Below are 23,300 nucleotides of genomic sequence, written 5' to 3'. Positions count from 1 at the left end.
TATACAAAAAAAAGAGATTGATAACGTTTCAATCTCTTTCAAAATTAATCTAATTCATGTAAGTGGTCTTGTATATACTTTCTTCTTTTATTTATATATTCATAAATCATATCAGCCTCTTGATCAAATGTTTCTAATTTTTCTTTCATGTATGGATCTTGTAGTAAATATGGGCGAATCAATTCACACAACCCTTCTACTTTCGGCCTCATAAACGAAACTGTGAATTGATTTTCTAATATTTCTTCCAAAATACTTCGATACTGCTTTCTAAATACAGGTATGTCTAGCAATCTTGCACTTAACGTATTATACCCTTGAATGCGAATATATTCATGATTAAGTGGTCTCCCTTGTACATCTCGCCCCCAAGTCGCATCATAATCCCACGGTATAACTTCAAATAAATTTGTTTCATCGTTATGATATAGTGCATAGTTATGAACGAAACCATCAAAGTTTTGCGTAAAAATAACTCCTGCTAACCATCGTAAATATTTATCTACATGTAGAAACTTCCCAATTTCTTTTTCATAGGCTTCCCTCGTCAAAGTATTCGCTTGAAATACAAATTCACTCAGTTGTTCTTCACTATTTTTATTCGAATATTTAAATTCATAACCCGCAAAGAGCTCTGTCTTAACATCTTTATCTCGTTCACTCATTAATGAAAAATTCGCATCATCATCTATCGCATAATAAATAGAACCACTCGGTAATCCTCTATTTTTCAAAAAATTTTCATCAACCGATTCTAACTGTAAATACACACCTTGAATTTGACCATTAATTTTTATAAATACATGTTGTGATTTTGGCGAAAGTACACCAATATCATGAAAAAAATCTAAAGATAATTTATTTCGTATGAGAGACGGATCCATAAACTCCGAATTCAAATGAAACTCTTTCGCACCTTGAAATTTTTTAGGCTTATAAAACATAACATGATAAGACTTTTTCTCAAATTCGCGAATATGAGCTCCTCGGTATACGATATCAATATCATACTTCTTTTTTCCATAAGTTAATTTTGCTGGCACTGGACTATCTGACCAAATGTCCTTTTTCAATTCCACTAAGTACATTGGATGAACAAAAAAATCATATGAAGGCAGCATGTTTTCTCATCCCTTCTCAGTTCTCTTCATTCAATGTATGCGCCTTGTCTTGTCCATACATCCGCAATCATCTATTTATATAAAATTACACTCTTGTCCTGTTCAGAAAGATGCCTACATACATATCATGTTAAGGAAAAAGAATACCTTTTCACTTTAATACATGATAAGGAGGATTTCTATGAAACGTGATATTAGAAAAGCTGTTGAAGAAATCAAAAGTGCTGGGATGGAGGATTTCTTACACCAAGATCCAAGTACTTTTGAATGCGATGATGATAAATTCACTCATCATCATTGTACAACTGGATGTAAATGTACAACTCGGGGTAAATGTCCAAGAACAAGATGTACTCGAGTGAAACATTGTACGTTCGTTACAAAATGTACGCACGTAAAAAAATGGACATTTGTTACGAAATGTACACGTGTACGTGTTCAAAAATGGACGTTCGTTACGAAAGTAACGCGTAGAAAAGAATGCGTATTAGTTACAAAACGTACTCGCAGAAAACATTGTACATTCATTACAAAATGCATACGCTTTGAAAAGAAATTTTTCTGGACAAAACGAAGTTTCTGTAAAAAATGCGAATTCTTCCCTCACGGACACGGTGGCTCTTGCGATGATTCATGTGATCATGGTAAAGACTGTCACGATAGCGGACACAAATGGAATGATTGCAAAGGCGGACATAAATTCCCATCTTGCAAAAATAAGAAATTTGATCACTTCTGGTATAAAAAACGTAACTGCTAGTTTTTATACCACCCAAAAAAGGCCGTTTTGCGGCCTTTTTTACATTTATTGAAAGTGACTTATATCTGCAAATTGTTTCACTTTACCAATACCCTCTTCAAATTCTATTATGCTCAAACTGGCACTATGCATAAATGGATCATCCCACACATTTTCTATTTCAATTCCCGCGAAATGCCCTACAAGTAATTTTGCTGCTGCCGCATGAGAAACAATCAATATGTTTTGTCCTTTATGCTTCTCTAAAAGAAGCTGCATCCCTTCAATTACTCTTTCATAAACGGCCTCAAAATTTTCGCCTGATGTTGACTGAAAAAGATGTGGCTCATTCCAAAACAGATGTACTTCTTCTGGAAATTGCTTTTCTATATCCGCGATTGTTTGTCCTTCCCATATACCCATGTTGATTTCATAGAAATGCTCATCCGCTATAATCGGTATATCACGTTCCCCCTTTATTAACTCTGCCGTATGAAGCGTTCTTTCGCTCGGACTACTATAGATCGCATGGATTGGTAAATCTTTCATTCGATTCCCTAATTGTTTCGCCTGAACTATACCATTTTCAGTTAAAGCAGAATTTTTCCGTCCCTGCATTCGCTTCGCTACATTCCACTCTGTTTCACCATGCCTTGTTACATATATAGTTGTTTTCATTTCTTACTCCCCCTCACCATGTTGGTCGTAATTCCCACGGTTCAACTCTCCCTACAATCCACTCCGCTCGTTTACTTTCAATCCCTTTTATAACTCCATCAGCTATCTCTTCATGCGTAAGCCATCTTCCATATGTATCTTCTAAAATAAAACCTAAAATAATTCTATGATAAATACATCGCGTACTCCCTATTTTTTGTGCAGGCATACGTGATGCTTTACTACCTAAAATATGAAATAAACTATATGTTTTAGACGACAAATCTAGTTCTTTACAAATATTTGATAGTACATGCTTTGCACTTGTGTGTACCCATGCAACAACTAATGTGATTGGGCCATTTTTCTTAATTGTACTTTTAATAGCTAGCTTTACATCTTCATCATTATGATAATCTAACGAAAGGCATGTAATATTTTCTGGTGCAGAACTCATTCGCTTAACATTTTCTAATTTCACTTCATCTCGCCCGATAATAGAAACATAAAATCCTTTCTCACAAAGCCACATAGAAACTTTCTTTAGCATTCCTGTTCCACCAATTACAAGTGCATGCAAATGCTATCCCTCCCTAATAAAATGTCATATGAGGTTTCTCATCTCTATAATAATTTAAACGGTCTTGCAGTGTCCCTGAGTGAAACTCAAATTTATGACCGTCAGGATCAACAAAGTATATAGATTCGCAATCTCTTACATCACGTTCTCTTCCTTGTAAAATATGAACATCATTTTCTTCTAATCGCTGTATTAGACATTTAAAGTCTTCTTGTTCAACAGAAAATGCAATGTGCGTATAAGATTGATGAACCTCATTTCTCGGAATATGCGTCTCTTCATTAAGCGCTATCCATACTCCACATATGTTAAAATAAGCCAATTTTCTTCCTTTAACTAATAATTCTCCTTCTAATACTTTTTCATAAAACATAATAGAGTTTTCTAAATTAGATACCGAAAAACAAATATGATTGATTCCCCTTAACAACTATAATTCCTCCTTATACAAATAAAAGATGAGCGAAAATTCACTCACCTTTCATTATACTATTTTTTTGTAATATATGCCCATTTATAACTGAAGTCCCCACCAAACGTATGGTTAGCAATGCCTTTTACAAACGGCTTCTCTAAATAAGCTGTACTTTGTTGGTACGTAGGAGAAATTGCTGCGTCTTGACCAATTAAGATTTTTTCAGCTTCCGCAAGTGCATTCCAGCGTGCTTTATCATCTTTTAATAGCTCTCCTTTTGATTTCGCTACTAAATCATCATACTTCGGATTAGAATAATCCATTTCATTAAATGAGCTTCCAGTAACAAACATATCAATATAAGTCATTGGATCCGGATAATCAGGACTCCATGCAGATAATGAGAATTCATATTGGAATTTCTTTTCTAAATCTAGCTTCTGCTTGTATGGTTGCTGTTTCAAATTCACTTTAATACCAGGCAAGTTTTTCTCTAGTTCTTCCTTAATAAAGTCGCCCACTTTTTTACGGCTACCGTTATCATCGTTTAGTAATTCAACCGTAATTGTATCTTGACCAAGCTCTTTCTTCGCTTCTTCCCATAATTTTTTTGCTTTCTCTGCATTATCTTTACTATCACGGAAGTTTTTATTTACAGAGCGGAAATCTTTTCCATCCGGACCTGTCGTGAATTTTTCAGGTACTAAGAAATATGCTGGCAATGAACCGTCATTTAGAATGACATCAGCAATTCCTTTTTTATCGTATGCTAAATCAATCGCTTCACGTACTTTTTGGTTTTTAAATGTTGCATTTTTTTGGTTAAAACGTAAGAAATATATGCGTGGATCTAACTTCGTTTTAAATTCATCTGGCTTATTCTTTTTATATTTATCAACAAATTCAGAAGTTAAAATAACTCGATCTGCTTGATCACTATCATATAAATTTACTCCCGTGCTTGTTTCCTTCACAATACTTACATTAATTTCGTCTAATTTTACAGTATCTTTATCCCAATAATTAGGATTTTTCTTCAACTGATAATTTTGTTCATGTTTCCATTGACTCATTGTAAATGGTCCATTATATAATAATTTATCTGCTTCTAATCCGTATTTATCTCCTTGCTCTTTCACATATTTTTCATTTAATGGGAAAAATGTAGGGAACGACGTAAGCTCAAGAAAATAAGGTGCTGGTTGCTCTAATTCTACTACCAACGTTTTATCATCCTTCGCTTTAACACCCAATTGATCTGCTGGTAATTCACCTTTATTTACTTTCTGTGCATTTTTCACATCAAATAAAATGAATGCATATTCTGCCGCTAATGCTTTATCTAATGTACGTTGCCATGCATATACAAAATCTTGTGCTCGAACTGGATCACCATTTGACCATTTCGCATCACGTAATTCAAATGTATATGTCTTTTTATCTTCACTAATCTTCACATCTTTTGCCATACCTGGTGTTGGTTTATTATCTTTATCTAGACGATATAAACCTTCCATTGCATTTACAAATACACGGAAAGATACAGAATCTGTTGATTTAGATGTATCCATTGAAGGAATTTCAGCTGTTTCTAGCAAATTTAAAACTTGTTTATCGGCCATTCCCTTATTCGATTCTTTCTTCGTTGTCGAAGCCTTCTCACCATTCCCACATCCTGCAACCAATACACTCGTCGTTAACGCAAGTGCAGCAATTGTTGTTGTCTTTCTCTTCATTCTTCCTTCCCCCAATCTATATGTATAAGTTAAATCCTATATAATATATTTCATTATACAAAAGATTCTGATTATTTTAAATATTTATTTTAACAAACATAGAAAAAAGCGATCGGAAATTTCTTTCCAGCCGCTTTCTTGAATAGCATTTACTTGTAATCCATCCTCTATATCAAATGGATTTTGAACTTTAAATATTTCTTCCATCAGCTTCAAAAACTCTTCTTCAGTTTTAGATTCACCATTAACCATAAGTGAGTATGGTTCCACTTCACCTAATTTATAATCGACAACAAATTGAATCTTCACCTTTTGTCTTGGCGTTCCGGTGTTATACCCTTGGAATTCTACTAATTCTAACCCTTCCGTTCCACGATAATATATCCAACCTGAATTTTGAAAATAATTTTCGAAAGATTCACCTATTGAAAAGAAAGGATATTCATAAAGCGAGCTTGTACGAACCTTTTGAATAACGTCTCGATCAGTCGGAAAAAAGAAATGGCTAAAAAATATGCTAGCAACTGCTAAAATAGTAACAATTGTCGCTCCCATTTTGCTCGTTCCGCCGCTATCATTGATTAGATAGTTTTCAACTGATTTATCTTTTATTTCTCTTGCTTTTATTCGGTATATACGTCTTTCCACAAATTGATAGTATAATCCATTTGCAAAAATCCCCATTCCAAACAGAATAAAAATGAGTAATAAAAACGTAAGAGGCACCATATTAATAATTGGCAACGCTACATTAAATCCCATATAATACGAAAATGCATCACACGCTACTAATAACAACATAAATAAAGCAGCTGGTACATAATACTTACGATATCCTAGCCAGCCTATATTGAAAATAGCAGCCCAACCATTCCAGCTCCACCTAGCAATCCGCTTATTCTCAAGATCCCATTTCCTTTTGTAATACGGATATTGTCTCCCTACATATACTTCCAGTTCTTTATCTATTAAAGAGCTACCTTCCTCTTGTTCATTATCCAAGTTTCGCTGACAACTTGCACAATTTAACTGTTCCTCCTCGCAAGGTTGCCCACAATTTATACATTTCAAAACAATCCCTCTTCCCATCCATACGTCATTTCAAAATACCTTCGTGTTTTAATAACCACTCTTTCCTCCATAAACCACCAGCATATCCAACAAGCTTTCCACTCTATCCTATTACACGGTGACATGGAACAATTATTGAAATTGGATTCCGACTATTTGCCCCTCCTATTGCCCGTACAGCTTTTATATTTCCAACTTTCTCTGCAATATCTAAATATGAAGCACTTACGCCGTATGGAATAGTATAAAGTGCATCCCATACATTTTTTTGAAATGCTGTTCCCTCCGCAGACAGCGGGACCGTAAACTCTTTTCTTTTCCCTTTAAAATATTCATCTAACTCATTTATACATTGTTCTATCATTTCATTTTTATTTTCTTCTTGTCGTTCATCAACAAATATAACAGACGTAATTCCTTCTTGATTCGCTGTAATTTCAAGCAAACCTACTTCGCTTTCATAATAAGCCTGGTACATATGCCATCCTCCAATTCAGTTCATATTAGTCATTGTAACACGAATATACAAAATTTTTCGTATAAGCGTTTTATTAGAGAAACAAAAAAGAGAATGGTAAAATATAAGAAAATTCAATCAAGGAGGCTATTTGATGAATTCCAAGCTTTTTTCACCTTATACAATTAAGAACGTTACACTAAAAAATCGTATCGTTATGTCGCCTATGTGTATGTATTCATCGGGGAATGAGGATGGCCGCGTTACGAATTTTCATCTCATTCATTATGGAACTCGCGCTGCTGGCCAAGTAGGTTTAGTTATGGTTGAAGCAACTGCGGTGTTAGCTGAAGGACGAATTTCTAACAACGACTTAGGTATTTGGGATGACAACCTAATTGAAGGCTTACATAAAACGACTACTTTTATACATGATAACGGCGCAAAAGCTGCCATTCAACTCGCTCACGCCGGAAGAAAAGCTGAATTAGATACGAATGCTTTCGCTCCTTCTGCAATTCCTTTTAATGATAAGATGAAGATACCAGTAGAAATGAATATACAGCAAATCAAAGAGACTATATTAGCTTTTCAGAGGGCCGCGTTACGTTCAAAACAAGCCGGATTTGATGTTATCGAATTACATGGCGCTCACGGTTACCTTATCAATGAATTCCTATCACCACTTACTAATAAACGAACGGATAAATACGGCGGCTCACCTGAAAACCGCTATCGTTTCTTACGCGAAATTATCGACTCTGTAAATGAAGTTTGGGACGGACCAATATTCGTTCGTATTTCAGCAAATGATTATCACCCTGACGGGCTAACGGTTCAAGATTACGTTCAGTATACAAAGTGGATGAAAGAACAGGGAATAGATTTAATCGATTGTAGTTCTGGTGCAGTTGTACCAGCACATATTGATGTGTATCCTGGTTACCAAGTACAATACGCCAAACATATTAAAGAGCATACTAACATTGCAACTGGTGCAGTGGGATTGATTACGACTGGGTCACAAGCAGAGCAAATTTTAAATAATAACGAAGCAGATTTAATTTTTATCGGACGTGAGTTACTTCGCAATCCGTACTTCCCAAGAATAGCGGCCAATGAACTTGGCTTTGAATTGCAAGAACCTCACCAATATAAGCGAGCACCAGGAAAAATTCATACGAATAAATAAAACCGAGAAGTCATTCTTCTCGGTTTTATTTATTCTATCGTTGTAATTTCATTTGAATTATAAGTATGGATACCCGATTCTTCTCGCAGCGCGGTTATATACATACCTTTCGCCACATCTTTAGCTGAAATTGGTTTATACTTTTTGAAAGCCCCTTTAAAAATAAAAGGAATAATACGAGATAACTTTTCAGCCATTTGTTCGCCGAAACGAAATTCTTGTCGATTTCCTACTAATAATGATGGTCTAAAAATGTGAATACCACCGATCACTAACTTTTGCAATTCTTCTTCCATTTTCCCTTTTACTTGTGAATAAAAGAAAAATGATTTAGGATTCGCTCCCATAGAAGACACGACAAGGAAATTTTGTACCCCTTGTTTTTCAGCTAAACAAGCAGCTCGTAACGTATATTCATAATCTACTTTTTTAAAATTTGCTTTTGTTTTTGCTTTTTTTATTGTTGTTCCTAAGCAACTAAAAACATCATCCACAGCAAAGAACTCTTTATATTCCTCTAATACCGAAAAATCAACTTGTTTCTGCTGTAACTTCTCATGTTGCAATTGCATTGGCTCTCTTACAAAAATAGTAACCGAATCGTAGTAATCTGATTCAAATAATAGACGCGTTATCTCTTGTCCAACTAAACCACTTGCACCAAGTATTAACGCTGTTCGCTTATTCATATATGCATATACCTCTTATTTTACTTTTCTCTCCTTCAGTAAAATACAACCTTTAGGAGTTTCCTGCTCTTATTTTACCACAAGTAAAACACTATGCGTACGCATAGTGCTTTACTCACTCTTTTTTCTCATCTCTCTCTTGTAATTTCGTTATTGTTGTAGCGTCCCCTAAATTACTTATTAATCTTCTTAAAAAAATTAATACGAAAGATAATGGCAATACTACCGCTAATATTAATAAAATAGCTTCCATTAAGTAACCCAAGCGCTCATCCCCCTCTTTACCTCCTTTTCAATATATGAAAACAGCGTTGTCACATATGCATGCATTTGCAAAAATAATACACCTATATTTGACAAATTTATAACAAAAACAAATCGGAATGATTATTATTTATTGCAACTTTATTAAAGATGTATTATACTAAGTTCGCAAACTAAAACGTAATTATTCCGTTTTGTATTAAAATGATATTTTTCTTCTATAATTGGGGAAAATATATCCGTAAAAAAGAAAAGAGGAGAACTTCATGCCTAAAAGATTGACTATATTTTCATTCTTACTTATTTTCACCTTAATTTTCGCTGGCTGCTCAAATAAAAAAGAAAGTAATGCCAAGAAAGATGGAAAGCTAACAGTTTATACAACGATTTTCCCACTTGCTGATTTCGCAAAGAAAATTGGTGGCGACTATGTAAATGTTGAAGCAATTTACCCACCTGGTGCAGATTCACATACATTTGAACCAAGTCAAAAACAAACAGTACAAGTTGCAAAAGCCGATTTATTTGTTTATAACGGCGCTGAATTAGAACCATTTGCTGAAAAAATGGAAAAAACATTACAAAAAGAAAATGTTAAAATTGTAAATGCATCTAAAGGTATTGAGCTTCGTGCTTCTACTGAAGAAGAGCATCATGATCATGGAGATGGCCATAAAGAAGATGAACATCATCACGATAAAGACCCACATGTTTGGTTAGATCCTACTCTAGCAATGAAACAAGCAGAAAAAATTAAAAATGCACTTGTAGAATTACAACCTGAACATAAAAAAGAATTCGAAAAAAACTTTGCAGCACTTCAAACTAAATTTACTGATTTAGACGATGGATTTAAGGCAGCTGTAGCCAACGCAAAAACGAAAGAAATTTTAGTTTCTCATGCTGCCTATGGTTACTGGGAACAACGATACGGCCTAAAACAAATTCCTATCGCTGGAATTTCAGCTTCTGATGAACCATCTCAAAAGCAGCTTGCTGACATTACAAAAACAGTAAAAGAACATAATCTAAAATATATTTTATTCGAAACGTTCTCTACTCCAAAAGTAGCATCCGTAATTCAAAAAGAAACTGGTACAAAAGTTTTACGCTTAAATCACTTAGCTACTATTTCTGAAGATGATGCAAAAAATAATAAAGATTACTTCACTTTAATGGAAGAAAACGTAAATACATTGAAAGAAGCAACAAACTAATCCATTATATTTTCTAGGCAGCTGAATCTGTTATTCAGCTGCCTTTTTATGTATTTATCCTTGACTTGACCAAAATAACAAGTAAAATTATCCATATTAGCTTGAAAGCTATATTAATTTAGAAGGTGAGTTGGAATTATGAATCTTCACATTTGTGAAGTAACAGCAAAAAATTGGCGTTCAGTAGTTGCTTTAGACGTCGCAAAAGATCAGCAACAATTTATTGAAAGTAACGCGTTTTCTTTAGCAGAATCATTATATGAAGGAAACGGAACGTCAGTAGGTTTATATGATAGCGAAACACTTGTAGGATACGCAATGTATGGATGGTATTCAGTAAAACATAAAAGTGTATGGCTCGATCGCTTTATGATTGACCAACAATATCAAGGAAAAGGATACGCAAAACGTTTCCTTCGCTTACTTATTCAATTCTTACAAGAAAAATTTGAATGTAAAATAATTTACTTAAGTTTACATCCAGACAACAAACTTGCAATGGGACTGTATGAATCATTTGGTTTCCGCTTAAATGGGGATATTGATGATGAAGGTCCAGTTGTAGGTGTTGTAATGGAGTTACTAATAGACGAAAATACAAGCCTGTGAAAACAGGCTTTTTATTATACAGTCATCAATTTTTAGTTTCTTCCCCTTATTTAATTCTGTTTTGCAATCTAATAGAATACTCATAAAAAATAAGCCTACAATTTACGCAGACTTATTTCACACACTCCTCGAAATGTTCTTGGAACCACTCTTTATTAATATCTCTTCCGATAAAAACTACTTCACTTACTCGCTCTTCGCCCTCTTGCCACTCTCTATCGTACGAAGCAGCAAATAACGTATGTACACCTTGGAAAACGATACGTTTATCTACTCCGTCTATCGATAAAATTCCTTTGTAACGATATAAATATTCCCCTAGCTCTTGCACGACAGCTGACATCCACTCATTAAGCTTTTGTAAATCCAGCGGACGTTCTTCACGTAATACAAATGATTTCACACCTTCTAAGTGGTTATGTTCTTTATGAGGGTAAATTTGCAACGTATCTTTCGTTTTAAACGTTTGGATTTGTAATAAAGATGGTATATCTACCTCACAGTTAGTCGCCTCAATTAACTTTGCAGTCGGGTTAATTCCTTGAATTTCATGCAAGAGATTTTCTTTCTCATTCTCTTCAATTAAATCTAATTTATTTACTAAAACAACATCAGCAAACGCAATTTGCTCTTTTGCTTCTAATCCTTTTTCAAAATGTTTATGTATATGATAACTATCTACCACCGTTACAACACCGTTAATTTGGTAAGCAGATTGGATGACTGGATCTAAAAAGAATGTTTGAATAATCGGGCCTGGATTTGCAAGGCCAGTCGTTTCAATTACTAAACCATCAAAATCCATTTTCCCTTCTGCTTTTACGTCCAATAACTGTTTTAAAGCAACAAGTAAGTCTTCACGTACAGTACAGCATAAACAGCCATTTGTCATTTCCATAATTTCTTCTTCCACATTCATAATCAACTGATTATCAATGCCAATTTGCCCTATTTCATTTACAATCACCGCTAATTTCTTACCGTGATTTTCTGATAAAATACGATTTAATAATGTCGTTTTCCCCGATCCAAGAAAACCAGTTAATATTGTTACTGGAATCATTTCGTACATCTCCTTATAGCTATATGTTTCTACATTATAACATATAGAGAAAATCGTTTTTGTAGCAAAACATATTTATTGTCTGTACACCTAATTAACTATATAATAATATGTAGTAAGAAAGCCTTTTCAAAACATTATTATTCATCAAGGGGGTACTTATAATGGAGCGAGTTCAAATGGCTGAAACGCTAGAATTTTCTCGTATTATTCAAGGATTTTGGCGTTTAGCAGAATGGAATATGACAAAACAAGAATTACTTTCTTTCATTGAAGATTGTATGGATATGGGAATTACTACTTTTGATCACGCTGATATTTACGGCGCATATACGTGTGAAGGGTTATTTGGCGAAGCTTTACAATTAAAGCCTTCCTTACGAGAAAACATGCAAATTATTACAAAGTGTGGAATCGCTCCCCCATCACCGAAATTTCCAGAACGATATGTTGCTCACTACAATACTAGTACAGAGCATATTATGCAAAGTGTAGAAGCATCACTTAAAAATTTACATACAGATTATATTGACGTATTACTTATTCATCGTCCCGATCCTTTTATGGATCCAAATGAAGTGGCAAAAGCCTTTTCACAATTAAAACAAGAAGGAAAAGTTCGTCACTTCGGTGTATCTAACTTCTTACCTTCACAATTTAATATGTTAAATTCGTACTTAGATTTTCCACTTATTACGAACCAAATTGAAGTTTCTGCATTGCAGCTTGAGCATTTTGAAAAAGGAACAATTGACTTATGCCAAGAAAAACGAATCAATCCAATGATTTGGTCACCTCTTGCTGGTGGTGAGATCTTTACTGGTCAATCAGAACGTGCTGTACGTGTACGCGAAACTGTGCAAAAAGTTGCTACTGAGCTAGGTGTTTCTAATATCGATACGGTTATGTATGCTTGGTTACTTGCTCATCCAGCTAATATGATGCCAATCGTTGGCTCTGGTAAATTAGATCGCGTAAAAACTGCCGCTCTTGCTACAAAAGTTAACTTAGACCGTCAACAATGGTTTACAATTTTCGAAAGCTCTAATGGACATCCTGTACCATAATGCATAAAAAGAAGAGCTATTTTCTTACAGCTCTTCTTTTTCATATGTATTTCTAGTCATGGCAAATACACACATATCCCTTAATCCGTTTCCATCTACCGCAACACTCGCACTTTCTAACGTACCTTCTAACTTAAAACCTAATTTCTCAGGTATCGCTCTACTCTTCTTATTTAAAGAATCACAACGAATTTCTACACGGTTTGCTTTCAATTCAGAAAAAGCGTAATCCGTTATACCTTTCGCAGCCTCTACCATATAGCCTTTTCCGCTAAACCTTGTATCAATCCAATATCCGATTTCAAATTGAGGTATATCCCAATTAATACGATGCAATCCGGCTGAAGCAATAAATTCACCTGTTTCTTTCGAAAATACTAGTAATCTTAAATCCTCACGTTGCAAAAATTGAATATGTGATTTTCTAATACTTTCTTCTACTTCTTGCTCTGTTTGCTCTTTTTGTGCAAACACCATCCAAGGTTTTAGTTCTTGTATTGAAGCCTGAATTGCATCATATACAACTTTACCATCTCCTGGTTTCGGCATTCGAATAAAAAGCCTGTCAGTATAAAATTCAGAAGGAAAATCGAATAATAACGGATTCACTGTAAACACTCCCTATATTTCTTTTATATATAATAATATCCATCTCAAGTTATATAGTAAAGAATTTTCTGAATTGAAAACCTTTTACTCATTCACTTCCACCGCTACACGAATTCCAGATTCAATCGCACCTTGAATCCATCCGTGATATAGCGTTGTATGATCTCCAGCGAAGAATATTCTCCCCTCTGGTTTGACAATCGCTGGTTGCAACTCAGATTCTTGACCTGCTTGAAAAAGTGCAAATCCTCCAAGCGCATACGGATCCAATGTCCAGCTTTTTGATATTCCAGATATGAACTCATCATACACTTGACCACCTAATATTGTTGCTAAGTTGTGTAATGCGTAATAAATACGATCACCTTTTGATAAACCATCCCATAACAACGCGTCATAAGACCATGTATAGCTACCTAACATCATAGCCGGTCCTTTCTGCCCAATTCCATAACTTGGATAATAGGCATAACGAATTGGCAAATCTGTTATAATTCTGCCGCCTAATTGTCCTTGTTCTTCCCAAAATCGGCTTTTAAATTGAATTCCTATTTTCGTCGCAGGCATATAATGTAATTCACGAATTGCTTTCCATTTTTCATGAGATATAGAATCAAACGGATCTACTTCTACAAAACGCATTGTCGAAAACGGAATGGTAACAATAACTAAATCTCCTGTAATACTACTATATTCAAAAGTTTCCTCGTTCCGATAGAAAGCTGTCACACCATTATCGTGTTGATGTAGCTTCATTAATTTTTGATTATATATAATATTCTCTTCTAATTGCGGTAAAAATGACTTTGGCAATCTATCGTTCCCGCCCACAATTTCACAAAATCCGCTCTCCTCTTGCATAATGTATAGAAAGCGTAAAGTCTCTACAAACGATCGTTCCAAAAAACCTTCTAAATCTAATAGAACACCAATCATCTCAATTGTTACTGGCGAAAAGTAAGTATTATACTCATAAGGATGATACTTTAAAAATTGCCCCGTAGAGTATCTTCCAAAATCCTTTACTACAACGTCCCAATTTTTTTCTGGGTTCTTTTTTATAAAATTTATAATGGGCTGTACCGCTAACAATAATAATTCCTCTGACGTTTTTCCAACTTCATTCATTTCCACAGGATATCTTAGAATACTTGGATCTTTTTCATATTGTTTTAACGTCGTTTTCCGTCCATTTACGTATATAATATCCGTCTCATTCCTATTAATAAAAGGTCTCACCTGTAGCCCAAATTTTCTTATATATGTCATCGTTAATGTATGCGAATATGGAATCCTCATTGCTCCAACATCTAAATATAATCCGGTATCTTCCATTCTAACCGTTTCTATACGGCCACCTACCCGGTTATTTGCTTCAAAAATTTTCACATCATGTCCTGCAGCCTTTAATAAAGAGGCTGAAACTAACCCAGCCATACCAGCTCCCACTACAATAATCTGTTTTGGGCTTGTCGTCTTATTCAATCCTTTATCTATAACTTTTAACGCTTCATCCATTTCAGTGTTATACATTATATCTTTCTGCACAATTCCACCCCTTACTTCATCAAATGGACGTTAGTGGTTTAGTGCATTTTATTCATAAATCCCCATAAACATAACACCATTGCAATTTGAATATTCACTAAAAGTACATAAGAGACAGATTTCATATTTCTTTATGCCTCGTATAATATAACAACCGCAACGAAGGAGTGACTAAAAAATGAAACATACTTATGATTACCACGCTACAAAAAAGCATTTAGAATTAAAGAAACAAAACTTATGTAAAAAACTTAGCAATATGACACTATCTGAAAAAGAACGTGAACAACTAAAACGTGAAATTGACAACTATGAATATATTTTAAATCTAGTCGAAATGAATCATTATGAACGCGGATTTTCTCGTTAAAAGCGGAAATAAGATTATCCGCTTTTCATTTTGAGCATTTCACTACGCATTTTTCATAAGTAAATATATAATAGGATGTACATTAAGATTGAGAGGTATATTCTATGATCAAGTTAAGTGTATTAGACCAATCACCTATTTCAGATGGTAGCACAGCAGCCCAAGCTTTTTCACATACAGTTACGCTTGCACAAGAAGTTGAAAAACTCGGATTCACACGTTTTTGGGTATCCGAACATCATAATTCCGTAAGCTTAGCTGGTTCAAGTCCAGAAATACTTATTTCTCATATTGCCGCTAAAACGGACCGTATTAGAGTCGGTTCAGGTGGTGTTATGTTACCGCATTATAGCCCATATAAAGTTGCTGAGAATTTCCGTGTTCTAGAAGCATTGTATCCGAACCGCATCGATCTCGGTGTTGGTAGAGCTCCTGGTGGTATGCCAATAGCAACTCGCGCACTTCAAGAAGGGAAAATGGTCTCACTTGATCAATATCCAGAACAAATTGCAGACGTTGCAATGTACTTACATGATCAAGTACCAGAAAACCATCACTATGCAAACTTAAAAGCCACTCCAGTTATCCCAACGTCTCCTGAAATGTGGATGCTCGGTTCTAGCGGAGAGAGCGCTAAAATTGCTGCAAACAACGGAGCTTCTTTCGCATTTGCACAATTTATTAACGGCTTCGGAGGCCCTGAAGTTATGAGGGCTTACCAAGAACAATATCAGCCTTCATTTTTAGGAGATAAGCCTAATTCAATCGTTGCCATCTTTGTTATATGCGGAGAAACAAATGAAGAAGCGGAAAAAATTGCTTCTAGTTTAGATTTATCAATCTTATTATTAGAGCAAGGAAAACGAACTACTGGTACACCTTCTATTGAAACTGCTCAAAATTATTCATACAGCGCTTATGATTTATTCCGTATAAAAGAAAATCGTCAACGTATGATTGTTGGTGATCCGTCTTCTGTAAAAGAAAAAATAATAAACTTAAGCAAAGCATACAATACTGACGAATTTATGATTGTCACGATTACTCATCAATTTGAACATAAATTAAAGTCTTATCGCTTATTAGCAAATGCTTTTAATTTATAATTCTAAAAAGAGATGCATCACATATGATGCATCTCTTTTTCTTACTACTTATTGTTTTCATTTCCTATATATTCAATAGCTTCTTTTAATAGCTCTTCAAAGTTAATAGGATAATCATGATCTAAGTCAGGCACAACTTTATACTTATGTTCTATATTCTTCTCTCTTAATAGTTGTACAAATTGCTGCGTGGATTCGAAACAATCTTCATCTTGATCCCCGCATACTATATATCCTTTTATATGTTTATCCTGCAGCACTCTTAGCAACTCATCCCATTCTTCAATCTCGGGAAGCCATGGTGCCATAAAAACAAAACCATCAACCTCTATATCTTTTTGCAAAATCGTATATAAAGCTACTCTTGCCCCTGCAGAAAAACCACCAATGATTACATTTTCTACTGTATGGTTTTCTATAAACTTATTGTAATGCCCTTTTAATTCTTCTTTCCCTCTCTCTATATCATCCCAAACAAATCCATCTGAAAACTGAATTTGTGAAGACTGTGGTAAAGCTAACGTGTAATCTTGTGTCAAAACTGATTTCCAATATGGCTCTACTATTTGAATATTTTCTTGGTCACCGTGCAATGTAAGTAGTAGATTTCCTTCTTTCTTGCTGTATATATATTTCACATCTGGTCTTTCCTTTTTATGTGCTAATTCTTCTCTTTCATTACATAATTGCACCATTGTATGAAATTCTTCAAATTTATGTAGTGATTTTAAATCTTCGTCGGAAATTAAATACTCATTTCCATACCAGAATCCCTTTTCTATAATGGCCTCTCTCATTAAATGTAATGCTTCTTTTTCAAGTCCCGATGCACTTGCGAGTGCATACTTAAAATTATATATTTGCGCCTCATTCCCTATTACACCTGTAGCGTTTTCCATTATATAATTGTACGCTTCAAAACTTCCTTTATTTGCATAACAACGTAACGTTTCATTTAATAATTGAATGTAAGTCATGCTATTTTTCATGTACCAATTCCCCCGAAACCTTTTATAATATTTTTTGCGAATCTTTATACCACTTTGTATAACCCACGCTAACAATACCTTATTCTCAAAATGATGCTTAATAGTTACTCTTCCCTGTCCAATACATTTAGTATAAATAATAATAGACTGAAAAATCAATATTTTAAAAAACAAAAAAAGACAACAATATATGTATTGTTGTTTTCATTACATCTACCCGCTCTTTTGTTTTTTTCTATCTGGTTTACTTGAAACTAAATAATGTTTTTCTGAAATATATAAGTCTCTTTTTAAGCTACGATTTAAGTAAGGTCCTAGCTTCATTCCGCATATGAGGCGATCTTCGCTACCTTCAACAATTGGGAACATTTCTTTTTCTGTTACGTATTGGTCTACTGCTTTTTGTACGACATCAATTTCTTTCACTAGGCTTAAATTTTCTGCTGTATGTTCAAATACCTCAAGCGTTTCCTTCGTTATGAGAAAATCATTTGTTGGAAATGCAGGTAAATACGGTTTTAACAAATCATAATTTACTGTATAATCTTCATTTACTAATACTGTATAAACGATATTAGCATTCGTTTCTAAAAACTGAGCCATCGCTTGTTCTAATTCATCTTTCGTAATTTCCCGTTCTTCTTTTCCAGTTCTGAAAAAGCGAAACATCGCATCGCCTCCTTTTTACTATATTATAGCATAAAAGAAAACTGAAAAATCATAAAAAAACCCATTGAAATAATTTTTCAATGGGTTTCTATTATATTTATCGTTATTTTAAGAATGCACTTAGCATCCATACATGCTGTTCTAATGTTGTATGAATTGCTAACAGCATGTCAGCTGATGTTTCATCACCAGCTTCACCTGCAACTTCCATACCTTCTTTTAATTCTTGAATAAGTGCAGAATAATCATTCACTAATGTTTGCACCATTTCTTCTGCAGATTCTTTGCTTGTCCCTTCGCTGACACTAGATGTTGCGAGATATTCTTTCATTGTCGCTAATGGTTTACCTTCTAAAGCTAAAATACGTTCTGCTAACTCATCAATATACGTTCCAGCCTCATTATAAAACTCTTCAAATTTCTCATGTAATGTAAAGAAGTGTGGCCCTGTCACATACCAGTGATAATTATGTAGTTTAACATATAACACATTCCAGTTTGCTACCTGCTTGTTTAATACTTCAACAACATTTGTTTTCGTACTCATACAATCACTCCTCTTATCATTTTGTAATGTTTATCTTTTAATAACCCAATTACATTTTACCATACATTCCCTTTCCTTTCGAACAATTGGCTTATATGTAACAAAGTTTTAACACCTTTAATGCTTCCCTAATATCATTAAATTCATGTATTTTTTCAAACACTTCATACGTCTAATTGTCCAAGCTCATACATATGCATAATAGTACATCAAGCTCATCATAGTAGAAAGAGGGATAACATGGACAATCAACAATGGCAAGTAGCAAAGAAAGTAGCCGCTACTTATATCGGAACTGTCGTTGGAGCTGGATTTGCTACTGGACGAGAAATTGTTGAATTTTTCACAGTGAATGGATTATACGGGACCATTGGCATATGTGTAAGTGGATTTTTTTTTATTTGGCTTGGCACAAAGATGATGTTACTTTCATCACAAATCGGGGCATTTTCAGCGCAAGAATTTAACAAATATTTATTTGGGGATGTATTTGGGAATGTTGTAAACACATTATTATTACTCGTTTTATTCGGCGTAACGAGCGTTATGTTATCAGGGGCTGGTGCAGTATTTGAAGAGCAACTTCGCTTACCAAGACAACTCGGTATTCTTATTACAGTTATCGCTTGTCTTATTATAAGTAGCCGCGGATTACAAGGTGTTTTTGAAGTAAATACACTTGTCGTACCTATTATGATGATTTTTATTATCGGACTTGCTATTACAACCTTTTTTCACGGTACACCTTCCATTAATAACACTATTCCTGCAGAGAACTGGAATATGAAATGGATTACTAGCCCTATTACATATGTCGCCTTAAATCTTTCTCTCGCCCAAAGTGTTCTCGTCCCATTAGCCAGTGAAGTAAAGGACCGAAAAGCTATTTTTTGGGGTGGGATTTTAGGTGGTGCTGGACTTTCTTTAATTTTATTATGCAGCCATTTAGCAATCTTATCAGTCGATCAATTTTACCAATATAACATCCCAATGGCTGAAGTCATAAGAAGATTTAATGCAACTTTTCACTTCTTTTTCGTTCTCATTATTTTCGGTGAAGTTTTCACAACTTTAGTTGGTAATGTGTTCGGAATGACAAAACAGATGCAATCTATTACTGGGTGGAAAAATAACAATATTATTTTCTTCATTTTACTAATTAGTTATTGCTTTAGCTACATCGGTTACAGTGACTTACTTCACATTCTATATCCTATCATCGGATGGGTAAGTATTGTTATACTGCCAATCATTGCGTTTAAACAACTTCAAAAAACATAAAAAAGCATCCATGTTATTGGATGCTTTTTTACGCTCATTCACAATCATCACATACTTCCCAGTACGGTCCCATTTCTAATGCTAAATATGGCTTTAACTGCAACCGAATCATTCGACTAGGCATGCGCTCTAAAACAAATTGAATACCTTCTTCATCTTCGTCTAATTCAACTTTTGAAATCGCAATTCTTTGCATAGTCGTAATGGGAATTCCATCTTTATATAAAGTGATTTTCACCTCATCGTATTCATTAAAATATAATTCGACACTCATTTGATTTTTCAGTATTTCATCAACAATTTTAAATGTATTATTTTGTTCTTGGATTATATATTTCCATCCGCCTCTATCTTCTTTCGGAGCTGTTTGAAATAATGTCTCCAAATCCTCGTATAGCATAAGATAACCCCTCTCTTACTAAAAAACGATGAGTATTTTATATACCCTTTATCTCTATCACTATCCATAGCTATTGTACCATATATCAACGTTCTTACCGTATTCATTTGCTTCATACATACTTATAAAATAACTAATTCTATCTCCATTATTATGTATATTACCTCATTACTCCATACACTCTTACAAGTTCAAATAACGACAGACTTTAATCCATGCAAATATTGTCTACTCTCTGCTTTTATTAGCTCACAGCATTCACACTTTTATATATAGTAAGACTACCACAAATAAAAAAGGAGAGTGACTTATACCACTCCCCTCAAAAGACCTTCCCTATAGCTGCTAAAACTAATACGATTATTAAAATTGCAAATAATAATGAGACAATGAAACTAAAAATAGGTAACGCTTTCTTTTCATTCTTCTTAAATAGTAACTTTAAACTAAGAAAAATATTTACTGGTACAAATATAAAATAAAAATATTTAACAATTTGCACCGAGCTATTCGAAAGTGTTTTTAATATAAACACTTCAATTAGAAAAACAATAAAAAATGAAATACTTAGCCAAAATGAGACGTAACTAAGCCAAGAATGTCTTTTTGTCCCCCAATACACTCCCATAATACTCTCCTTTTATTTGTATTCTATACGTTAATAATTATACACAAAGCTAACAAATACCTCTATTTTTCGACAAACATTATGCAAAATACCATTTTAAACGTCATAAAGGAAGTTTACATCTCCATTTGATTTTACACAATAAAACAGACTACCCTCTATTGGCATAATGCTACTAGAGGTAGTCTGTTCTCTATTAGACTTTAAATCTGTCAATTAGTCCTTGCAACTCTTCAGCCATTTGAGATAACGTGCCTGCTGCAGATCCAATTTCCTCCATCGAAGCTAGCTGTTCTTCAGCTGAAGCCGCAACATTTTGTGTGCTTGTCGCATTATTTTGTGCTGTCATTGCAATTTGTCCTACCGAAATAGATACTTCATTTGCCCCTTTTGACATTCCATTAGCCGTTTCAACCATCGTCTTAATTTGATTAGCTATTTCATTTGTAGATTGTAAGATTTCAGCAAAGTTTTGCTTCGTTTCATTTGCGATAACAAGTCCAGATTGAACTTCCTCATTTACATGATTCATAGATTTGACTGTCTTACCCATATCATCTTGTATTTCACATATTAATTTACTAATTTCACTAGAAGATACGCTAGACTGCTCTGCCAATTTACGCACTTCATCTGCAACAATTGCGAAACCTCTTCCATGCTCACCGGCTCTTGCGGCTTCAATCGCCGCATTTAGAGCTAGAAGGTTTGTTTGATCTGCAATATTTTGAATTACTTCTAAAATATCACCAATTTGTTTTGATTTATTATTTAGTAATTGTATAACTGCATCTGATTGTGAAACCGATTCTGCAATAGACTGCATCTGGTTTACTGTTCTTCCTACTAGTTTCCCACCATCTTCTGCTTTTTCACGAGTATGTGCAGAAGCCGTATTAATAGATGATGAACTATTTGCTACATGTTGAATTCCTTCCGTTACATCAAACAGTAACATAGCGCCATTTTCTACGCTTGTTGTTTGCGTCGTTGCCCCACTTGATATTTCATCCATTGCGATTGTGATTTGCTCAGTCGCTTCACTTGCTTGCCTTACACTTGCAGTTAGCTCTTCTGATGCCGCTGCAACATGCCCAGCTGAATCGTTAATTCTTCCAATTAACGTCCGTAACGAATTCGTCATCTCATTAAAGCCTTTAGCAAGTTGGCCGATTTCATCATTAGAATGGATTTCAATTGTTTGCGTTAAATCCCCTTCGCTTATTTCTTTAGAGGTAACAACTAATCTCTTTAAAGGCTTCGTAATTGAAAGTGTCACAAAATAAATAAGTGCCCCGCCTACTACTAATGAGATAAGCATAACAATTAACATATTATAAAATACAGGTTGAGCAGCTTCAATTACTTCAGTTGCGTACATCGTCCCACCAATTTTCCAACCTGTTTTTACGTTTGTAGCAAATACCATATTCTTTTCACTACCACCATAAGAATATGTAAAAGCACCGTGATTATCTTCATAAATTTTCTTTGCCCAAGAATCAGCTGCTTTATCCCCTGATTTTTCTTGTGGATGAGCAATGATTTTTTGCTTTCCATCTAAAATGAAGGCATATCCTTTTTTACCAATATTGATTAACTTTGTTGTTTTTAATAAATTGTCTAAACTTAAATCTAGCGCAACAACCCCATTTTTATCTTCTGTTTGTTTTGCAATCGTTACGACAATATGTCCATTTCCTTTTGCCTTATATGGCTCGCTAACAACAATACCACCTTGTTTTGCCACTGCATCTTTATACCAAGGTCGTGTTGTTGGATCATAATCTGCTGCCATTTGTATATTTGGTTCCTGTACAAATTTCTTATCATTACCGGCAACATACACTTGTTCAACATCTATATTCAAATTGATATACTGAGATAATGTCTTTCTTAGCTCATCCTGATTATCCCCTTGATACATATTCCCTTGAATTACTCGTGCAAAGTTATTCACATCGTTAAATTTTGCTTCAATCATTTGATTGATTAAATTATCTAATATTTTTATATTATCGTTAGCACTACTCGTAATTTGTGATTCAAAATTCTTTTTAGCAGTTTGATAAGACATGCCCCCGATTATAGAAACGGCTGCAATTAAAATTACAAAGAATGAAATTAATAGCTTTTTTGCTACTTTCATATCACGAAACAAATTTAATAGTTTACCCATTATGAACCTCCTAATTTTCGAATTTAAAAGTTAAATTGAGTTAATTATGAATATTTCCCATTCCTTAATTATTATTTTCATAACCTATTATGGTGAA

At 34.3% G+C, this 23,300-nt stretch carries 25 protein-coding genes and 2 pseudogenes; 8 read left to right on the top strand and 19 right to left on the bottom strand.

Annotation, left to right across the window (positions count from 1 at the left end):
* Window positions 1-44: 44 nt before the first annotated feature.
* Window positions 45-1,121 carry a spore coat protein CotH gene (cotH, locus tag BC_RS10150; RefSeq protein WP_000938001.1) on the bottom strand — a complete coding sequence of 359 codons (1,077 nt, stop codon included), beginning with the start codon at window positions 1,119-1,121 and terminating at the stop codon, window positions 45-47.
* 181 nt (window positions 1,122-1,302) lie between these two features.
* Here cotH and exsB point away from each other — a divergent pair, with 181 nt between their 5' ends.
* Complete coding sequence (exsB, locus tag BC_RS10145; RefSeq protein WP_000817499.1) at window positions 1,303-1,881, top strand: exosporium protein ExsB; 579 nt, start codon at window positions 1,303-1,305, stop codon at window positions 1,879-1,881.
* A 45-nt stretch (window positions 1,882-1,926) separates the two neighbouring features.
* On the opposite strand, the gene BC_RS10140 is transcribed toward exsB, so the two are convergent.
* From BC_RS10140 to BC_RS10115, 6 genes and pseudogenes are all read right to left on the bottom strand, one after another.
* A complete protein-coding gene (locus BC_RS10140; protein WP_000858827.1) occupies window positions 1,927-2,538 on the bottom strand; it encodes a phosphoserine phosphatase 1 in 612 nt (203 codons plus the stop codon).
* A gap of 13 nt (window positions 2,539-2,551) precedes the next feature.
* Window positions 2,552-3,097 (bottom strand): short-chain dehydrogenase, encoded by a 546-nt coding sequence (locus tag BC_RS10135; protein ID WP_000543121.1) that lies wholly within the window; start codon window positions 3,095-3,097, stop codon window positions 2,552-2,554.
* A gap of 13 nt (window positions 3,098-3,110) precedes the next feature.
* Window positions 3,111-3,527 (bottom strand): FosBx1 family fosfomycin resistance bacillithiol transferase, encoded by a 417-nt coding sequence (gene fosB, locus BC_RS10130; RefSeq protein ID WP_000943772.1) that lies wholly within the window; start codon window positions 3,525-3,527, stop codon window positions 3,111-3,113.
* Window positions 3,528-3,586: 59 nt separating this feature from the next.
* Window positions 3,587-5,248, bottom strand: a complete 1,662-nt coding sequence (locus BC_RS10125) for a peptide ABC transporter substrate-binding protein (protein ID WP_000824276.1) — start codon at window positions 5,246-5,248, stop codon at window positions 3,587-3,589.
* 84 nt (window positions 5,249-5,332) lie between these two features.
* A complete protein-coding gene (locus BC_RS10120) occupies window positions 5,333-6,337 on the bottom strand; it encodes a DUF2628 domain-containing protein (RefSeq protein ID WP_002195426.1) in 1,005 nt (334 codons plus the stop codon).
* 7 nt (window positions 6,338-6,344) lie between these two features.
* Window positions 6,345-6,797, bottom strand: a pseudogene (locus BC_RS10115) (methylated-DNA--[protein]-cysteine S-methyltransferase).
* A 133-nt stretch (window positions 6,798-6,930) separates the two neighbouring features.
* Between BC_RS10115 and namA the strand changes: the two are divergent.
* Window positions 6,931-7,968 carry an NADPH dehydrogenase NamA gene (gene namA, locus BC_RS10110; protein ID WP_001086174.1) on the top strand — a complete coding sequence of 346 codons (1,038 nt, stop codon included), beginning with the start codon at window positions 6,931-6,933 and terminating at the stop codon, window positions 7,966-7,968.
* 29 nt (window positions 7,969-7,997) lie between these two features.
* Here the strand turns inward: namA and BC_RS10105 are convergent, their stop codons facing one another.
* On the bottom strand, window positions 7,998-8,657 hold the full coding sequence (locus tag BC_RS10105) for an oxidoreductase (protein ID WP_001042729.1): 660 nt from the start codon (window positions 8,655-8,657) through the stop codon (window positions 7,998-8,000).
* Window positions 8,658-8,772: 115 nt separating this feature from the next.
* Complete coding sequence (locus tag BC_RS27635; RefSeq protein ID WP_000540932.1) at window positions 8,773-8,922, bottom strand: hypothetical protein; 150 nt, start codon at window positions 8,920-8,922, stop codon at window positions 8,773-8,775.
* Window positions 8,923-9,187: 265 nt separating this feature from the next.
* Here BC_RS27635 and BC_RS10100 point away from each other — a divergent pair, with 265 nt between their 5' ends.
* A complete protein-coding gene (locus BC_RS10100) occupies window positions 9,188-10,138 on the top strand; it encodes a metal ABC transporter substrate-binding protein (RefSeq protein ID WP_001126148.1) in 951 nt (316 codons plus the stop codon).
* 138 nt (window positions 10,139-10,276) lie between these two features.
* Window positions 10,277-10,747 carry a GNAT family N-acetyltransferase gene (locus tag BC_RS10095; RefSeq protein WP_001048682.1) on the top strand — a complete coding sequence of 157 codons (471 nt, stop codon included), beginning with the start codon at window positions 10,277-10,279 and terminating at the stop codon, window positions 10,745-10,747.
* 112 nt (window positions 10,748-10,859) lie between these two features.
* Here the strand turns inward: BC_RS10095 and BC_RS10090 are convergent, their stop codons facing one another.
* Window positions 10,860-11,810: a CobW family GTP-binding protein gene (locus tag BC_RS10090; RefSeq protein WP_000613422.1), complete on the bottom strand. Its 951-nt coding sequence runs from the start codon at window positions 11,808-11,810 to the stop codon at window positions 10,860-10,862.
* Window positions 11,811-11,974: 164 nt separating this feature from the next.
* Between BC_RS10090 and BC_RS10085 the strand changes: the two genes are divergently transcribed.
* The gene (locus BC_RS10085) at window positions 11,975-12,877 is read left to right on the top strand and encodes an aldo/keto reductase (protein ID WP_000442783.1); all 903 of its coding nucleotides are present in this window, start codon (window positions 11,975-11,977) and stop codon (window positions 12,875-12,877) included.
* 24 nt (window positions 12,878-12,901) lie between these two features.
* Here the strand turns inward: BC_RS10085 and BC_RS10080 are convergent, their stop codons facing one another.
* Together BC_RS10080 and BC_RS10075 are read right to left on the bottom strand one after the other, a co-directional pair.
* Entirely contained in the window at window positions 12,902-13,486 is a 585-nt protein-coding gene (locus tag BC_RS10080) for a GNAT family N-acetyltransferase (protein WP_001068750.1), read from the bottom strand.
* 84 nt (window positions 13,487-13,570) lie between these two features.
* A complete protein-coding gene (locus tag BC_RS10075) occupies window positions 13,571-15,034 on the bottom strand; it encodes a flavin monoamine oxidase family protein (protein WP_001168129.1) in 1,464 nt (487 codons plus the stop codon).
* Between the two features lie 178 nt (window positions 15,035-15,212).
* Between BC_RS10075 and BC_RS10070 the strand changes: the two genes are divergently transcribed.
* Both BC_RS10070 and BC_RS10065 read left to right on the top strand, forming a co-directional pair.
* Window positions 15,213-15,404, top strand: a complete 192-nt coding sequence (locus tag BC_RS10070; RefSeq protein WP_000683368.1) for a DUF3896 domain-containing protein — start codon at window positions 15,213-15,215, stop codon at window positions 15,402-15,404.
* Window positions 15,405-15,508: 104 nt separating this feature from the next.
* Window positions 15,509-16,510, top strand: coding sequence for an LLM class flavin-dependent oxidoreductase (locus BC_RS10065; protein ID WP_000594045.1), 1,002 nt, complete (start codon window positions 15,509-15,511; stop codon window positions 16,508-16,510).
* A gap of 44 nt (window positions 16,511-16,554) precedes the next feature.
* Here the strand turns inward: BC_RS10065 and BC_RS10060 are convergent, their stop codons facing one another.
* The 3 genes from BC_RS10060 to BC_RS10050 all read right to left on the bottom strand — a co-directional run bounded on the left by BC_RS10060 (window position 16,555) and on the right by BC_RS10050 (window position 18,715).
* Complete coding sequence (locus BC_RS10060; RefSeq protein WP_000798324.1) at window positions 16,555-17,499, bottom strand: alpha/beta hydrolase; 945 nt, start codon at window positions 17,497-17,499, stop codon at window positions 16,555-16,557.
* A 213-nt stretch (window positions 17,500-17,712) separates the two neighbouring features.
* Window positions 17,713-18,168, bottom strand: a complete 456-nt coding sequence (locus BC_RS10055; protein ID WP_000488210.1) for a DUF3939 domain-containing protein — start codon at window positions 18,166-18,168, stop codon at window positions 17,713-17,715.
* Window positions 18,169-18,271: 103 nt separating this feature from the next.
* Window positions 18,272-18,715, bottom strand: a complete 444-nt coding sequence (locus tag BC_RS10050) for a Dps family protein (RefSeq protein WP_000105199.1) — start codon at window positions 18,713-18,715, stop codon at window positions 18,272-18,274.
* A gap of 240 nt (window positions 18,716-18,955) precedes the next feature.
* On the opposite strand from BC_RS10050, the gene BC_RS10045 reads away from it, so the two are divergent.
* On the top strand, window positions 18,956-19,996 hold the full coding sequence (locus BC_RS10045) for a YkvI family membrane protein (protein ID WP_000370204.1): 1,041 nt from the start codon (window positions 18,956-18,958) through the stop codon (window positions 19,994-19,996).
* Between the two features lie 34 nt (window positions 19,997-20,030).
* Here the strand turns inward: BC_RS10045 and BC_RS10040 are convergent, their stop codons facing one another.
* The 4 genes and pseudogenes from BC_RS10040 to BC_RS28420 form a co-directional block, all read right to left on the bottom strand.
* Entirely contained in the window at window positions 20,031-20,396 is a 366-nt protein-coding gene (locus BC_RS10040; RefSeq protein ID WP_000965068.1) for a DUF3979 family protein, read from the bottom strand.
* Window positions 20,397-20,718: 322 nt separating this feature from the next.
* Window positions 20,719-21,024, bottom strand: a complete 306-nt coding sequence (locus BC_RS10035) for a hypothetical protein (RefSeq protein ID WP_000539569.1) — start codon at window positions 21,022-21,024, stop codon at window positions 20,719-20,721.
* A 196-nt stretch (window positions 21,025-21,220) separates the two neighbouring features.
* Window positions 21,221-22,039 carry a methyl-accepting chemotaxis protein gene (locus tag BC_RS28425; RefSeq protein ID WP_406741423.1) on the bottom strand — a complete coding sequence of 273 codons (819 nt, stop codon included), beginning with the start codon at window positions 22,037-22,039 and terminating at the stop codon, window positions 21,221-21,223.
* A gap of 123 nt (window positions 22,040-22,162) precedes the next feature.
* Window positions 22,163-23,101: pseudogene (locus BC_RS28420) on the bottom strand (HAMP domain-containing protein); the annotation flags it as partial.
* Between the last annotated feature and the right edge of the window lie 199 nt (window positions 23,102-23,300).

Origin of the sequence: Bacillus cereus ATCC 14579, assembly GCF_000007825.1 — a bacterium.
Lineage (GTDB): Bacteria > Bacillota > Bacilli > Bacillales > Bacillaceae_G > Bacillus_A > Bacillus_A cereus.
Note: the sequence above shows the minus strand (reverse complement) of the source record. Positions and strands in the feature narration are given on the sequence as shown.

Excerpts from the sequence above, each read along its gene's own strand:
- cotH (WP_000938001.1), bottom strand. The coding sequence starts at position 1,121 with ATGCTGCCTTCATATGATTTTTTTGTTCATCCAATGTACTTAGTGGAA.
- exsB (WP_000817499.1), top strand. The coding sequence starts at position 1,303 with ATGAAACGTGATATTAGAAAAGCTGTTGAAGAAATCAAAAGTGCTGGG.
- BC_RS10140 (WP_000858827.1), bottom strand. The coding sequence starts at position 2,538 with ATGAAAACAACTATATATGTAACAAGGCATGGTGAAACAGAGTGGAAT.
- BC_RS10125 (WP_000824276.1), bottom strand. The coding sequence starts at position 5,248 with ATGAAGAGAAAGACAACAACAATTGCTGCACTTGCGTTAACGACGAGT.
- BC_RS10120 (WP_002195426.1), bottom strand. The coding sequence starts at position 6,337 with ATGGGAAGAGGGATTGTTTTGAAATGTATAAATTGTGGGCAACCTTGC.
- namA (WP_001086174.1), top strand. The coding sequence starts at position 6,931 with ATGAATTCCAAGCTTTTTTCACCTTATACAATTAAGAACGTTACACTA.
- BC_RS10105 (WP_001042729.1), bottom strand. The coding sequence starts at position 8,657 with ATGAATAAGCGAACAGCGTTAATACTTGGTGCAAGTGGTTTAGTTGGA.
- BC_RS10100 (WP_001126148.1), top strand. The coding sequence starts at position 9,188 with ATGCCTAAAAGATTGACTATATTTTCATTCTTACTTATTTTCACCTTA.
- BC_RS10095 (WP_001048682.1), top strand. The coding sequence starts at position 10,277 with ATGAATCTTCACATTTGTGAAGTAACAGCAAAAAATTGGCGTTCAGTA.
- BC_RS10090 (WP_000613422.1), bottom strand. The coding sequence starts at position 11,810 with ATGATTCCAGTAACAATATTAACTGGTTTTCTTGGATCGGGGAAAACG.
- BC_RS10085 (WP_000442783.1), top strand. The coding sequence starts at position 11,975 with ATGGAGCGAGTTCAAATGGCTGAAACGCTAGAATTTTCTCGTATTATT.
- BC_RS10070 (WP_000683368.1), top strand. The coding sequence starts at position 15,213 with ATGAAACATACTTATGATTACCACGCTACAAAAAAGCATTTAGAATTA.
- BC_RS10065 (WP_000594045.1), top strand. The coding sequence starts at position 15,509 with ATGATCAAGTTAAGTGTATTAGACCAATCACCTATTTCAGATGGTAGC.
- BC_RS10060 (WP_000798324.1), bottom strand. The coding sequence starts at position 17,499 with ATGAAAAATAGCATGACTTACATTCAATTATTAAATGAAACGTTACGT.
- BC_RS10055 (WP_000488210.1), bottom strand. The coding sequence starts at position 18,168 with ATGTTTCGCTTTTTCAGAACTGGAAAAGAAGAACGGGAAATTACGAAA.
- BC_RS10050 (WP_000105199.1), bottom strand. The coding sequence starts at position 18,715 with ATGAGTACGAAAACAAATGTTGTTGAAGTATTAAACAAGCAGGTAGCA.
- BC_RS10045 (WP_000370204.1), top strand. The coding sequence starts at position 18,956 with ATGGACAATCAACAATGGCAAGTAGCAAAGAAAGTAGCCGCTACTTAT.
- BC_RS10040 (WP_000965068.1), bottom strand. The coding sequence starts at position 20,396 with ATGCTATACGAGGATTTGGAGACATTATTTCAAACAGCTCCGAAAGAA.
- BC_RS10035 (WP_000539569.1), bottom strand. The coding sequence starts at position 21,024 with ATGGGAGTGTATTGGGGGACAAAAAGACATTCTTGGCTTAGTTACGTC.
- BC_RS28425 (WP_406741423.1), bottom strand. The coding sequence starts at position 22,039 with ATGGATGAAATATCAAGTGGGGCAACGACGCAAACAACAAGCGTAGAA.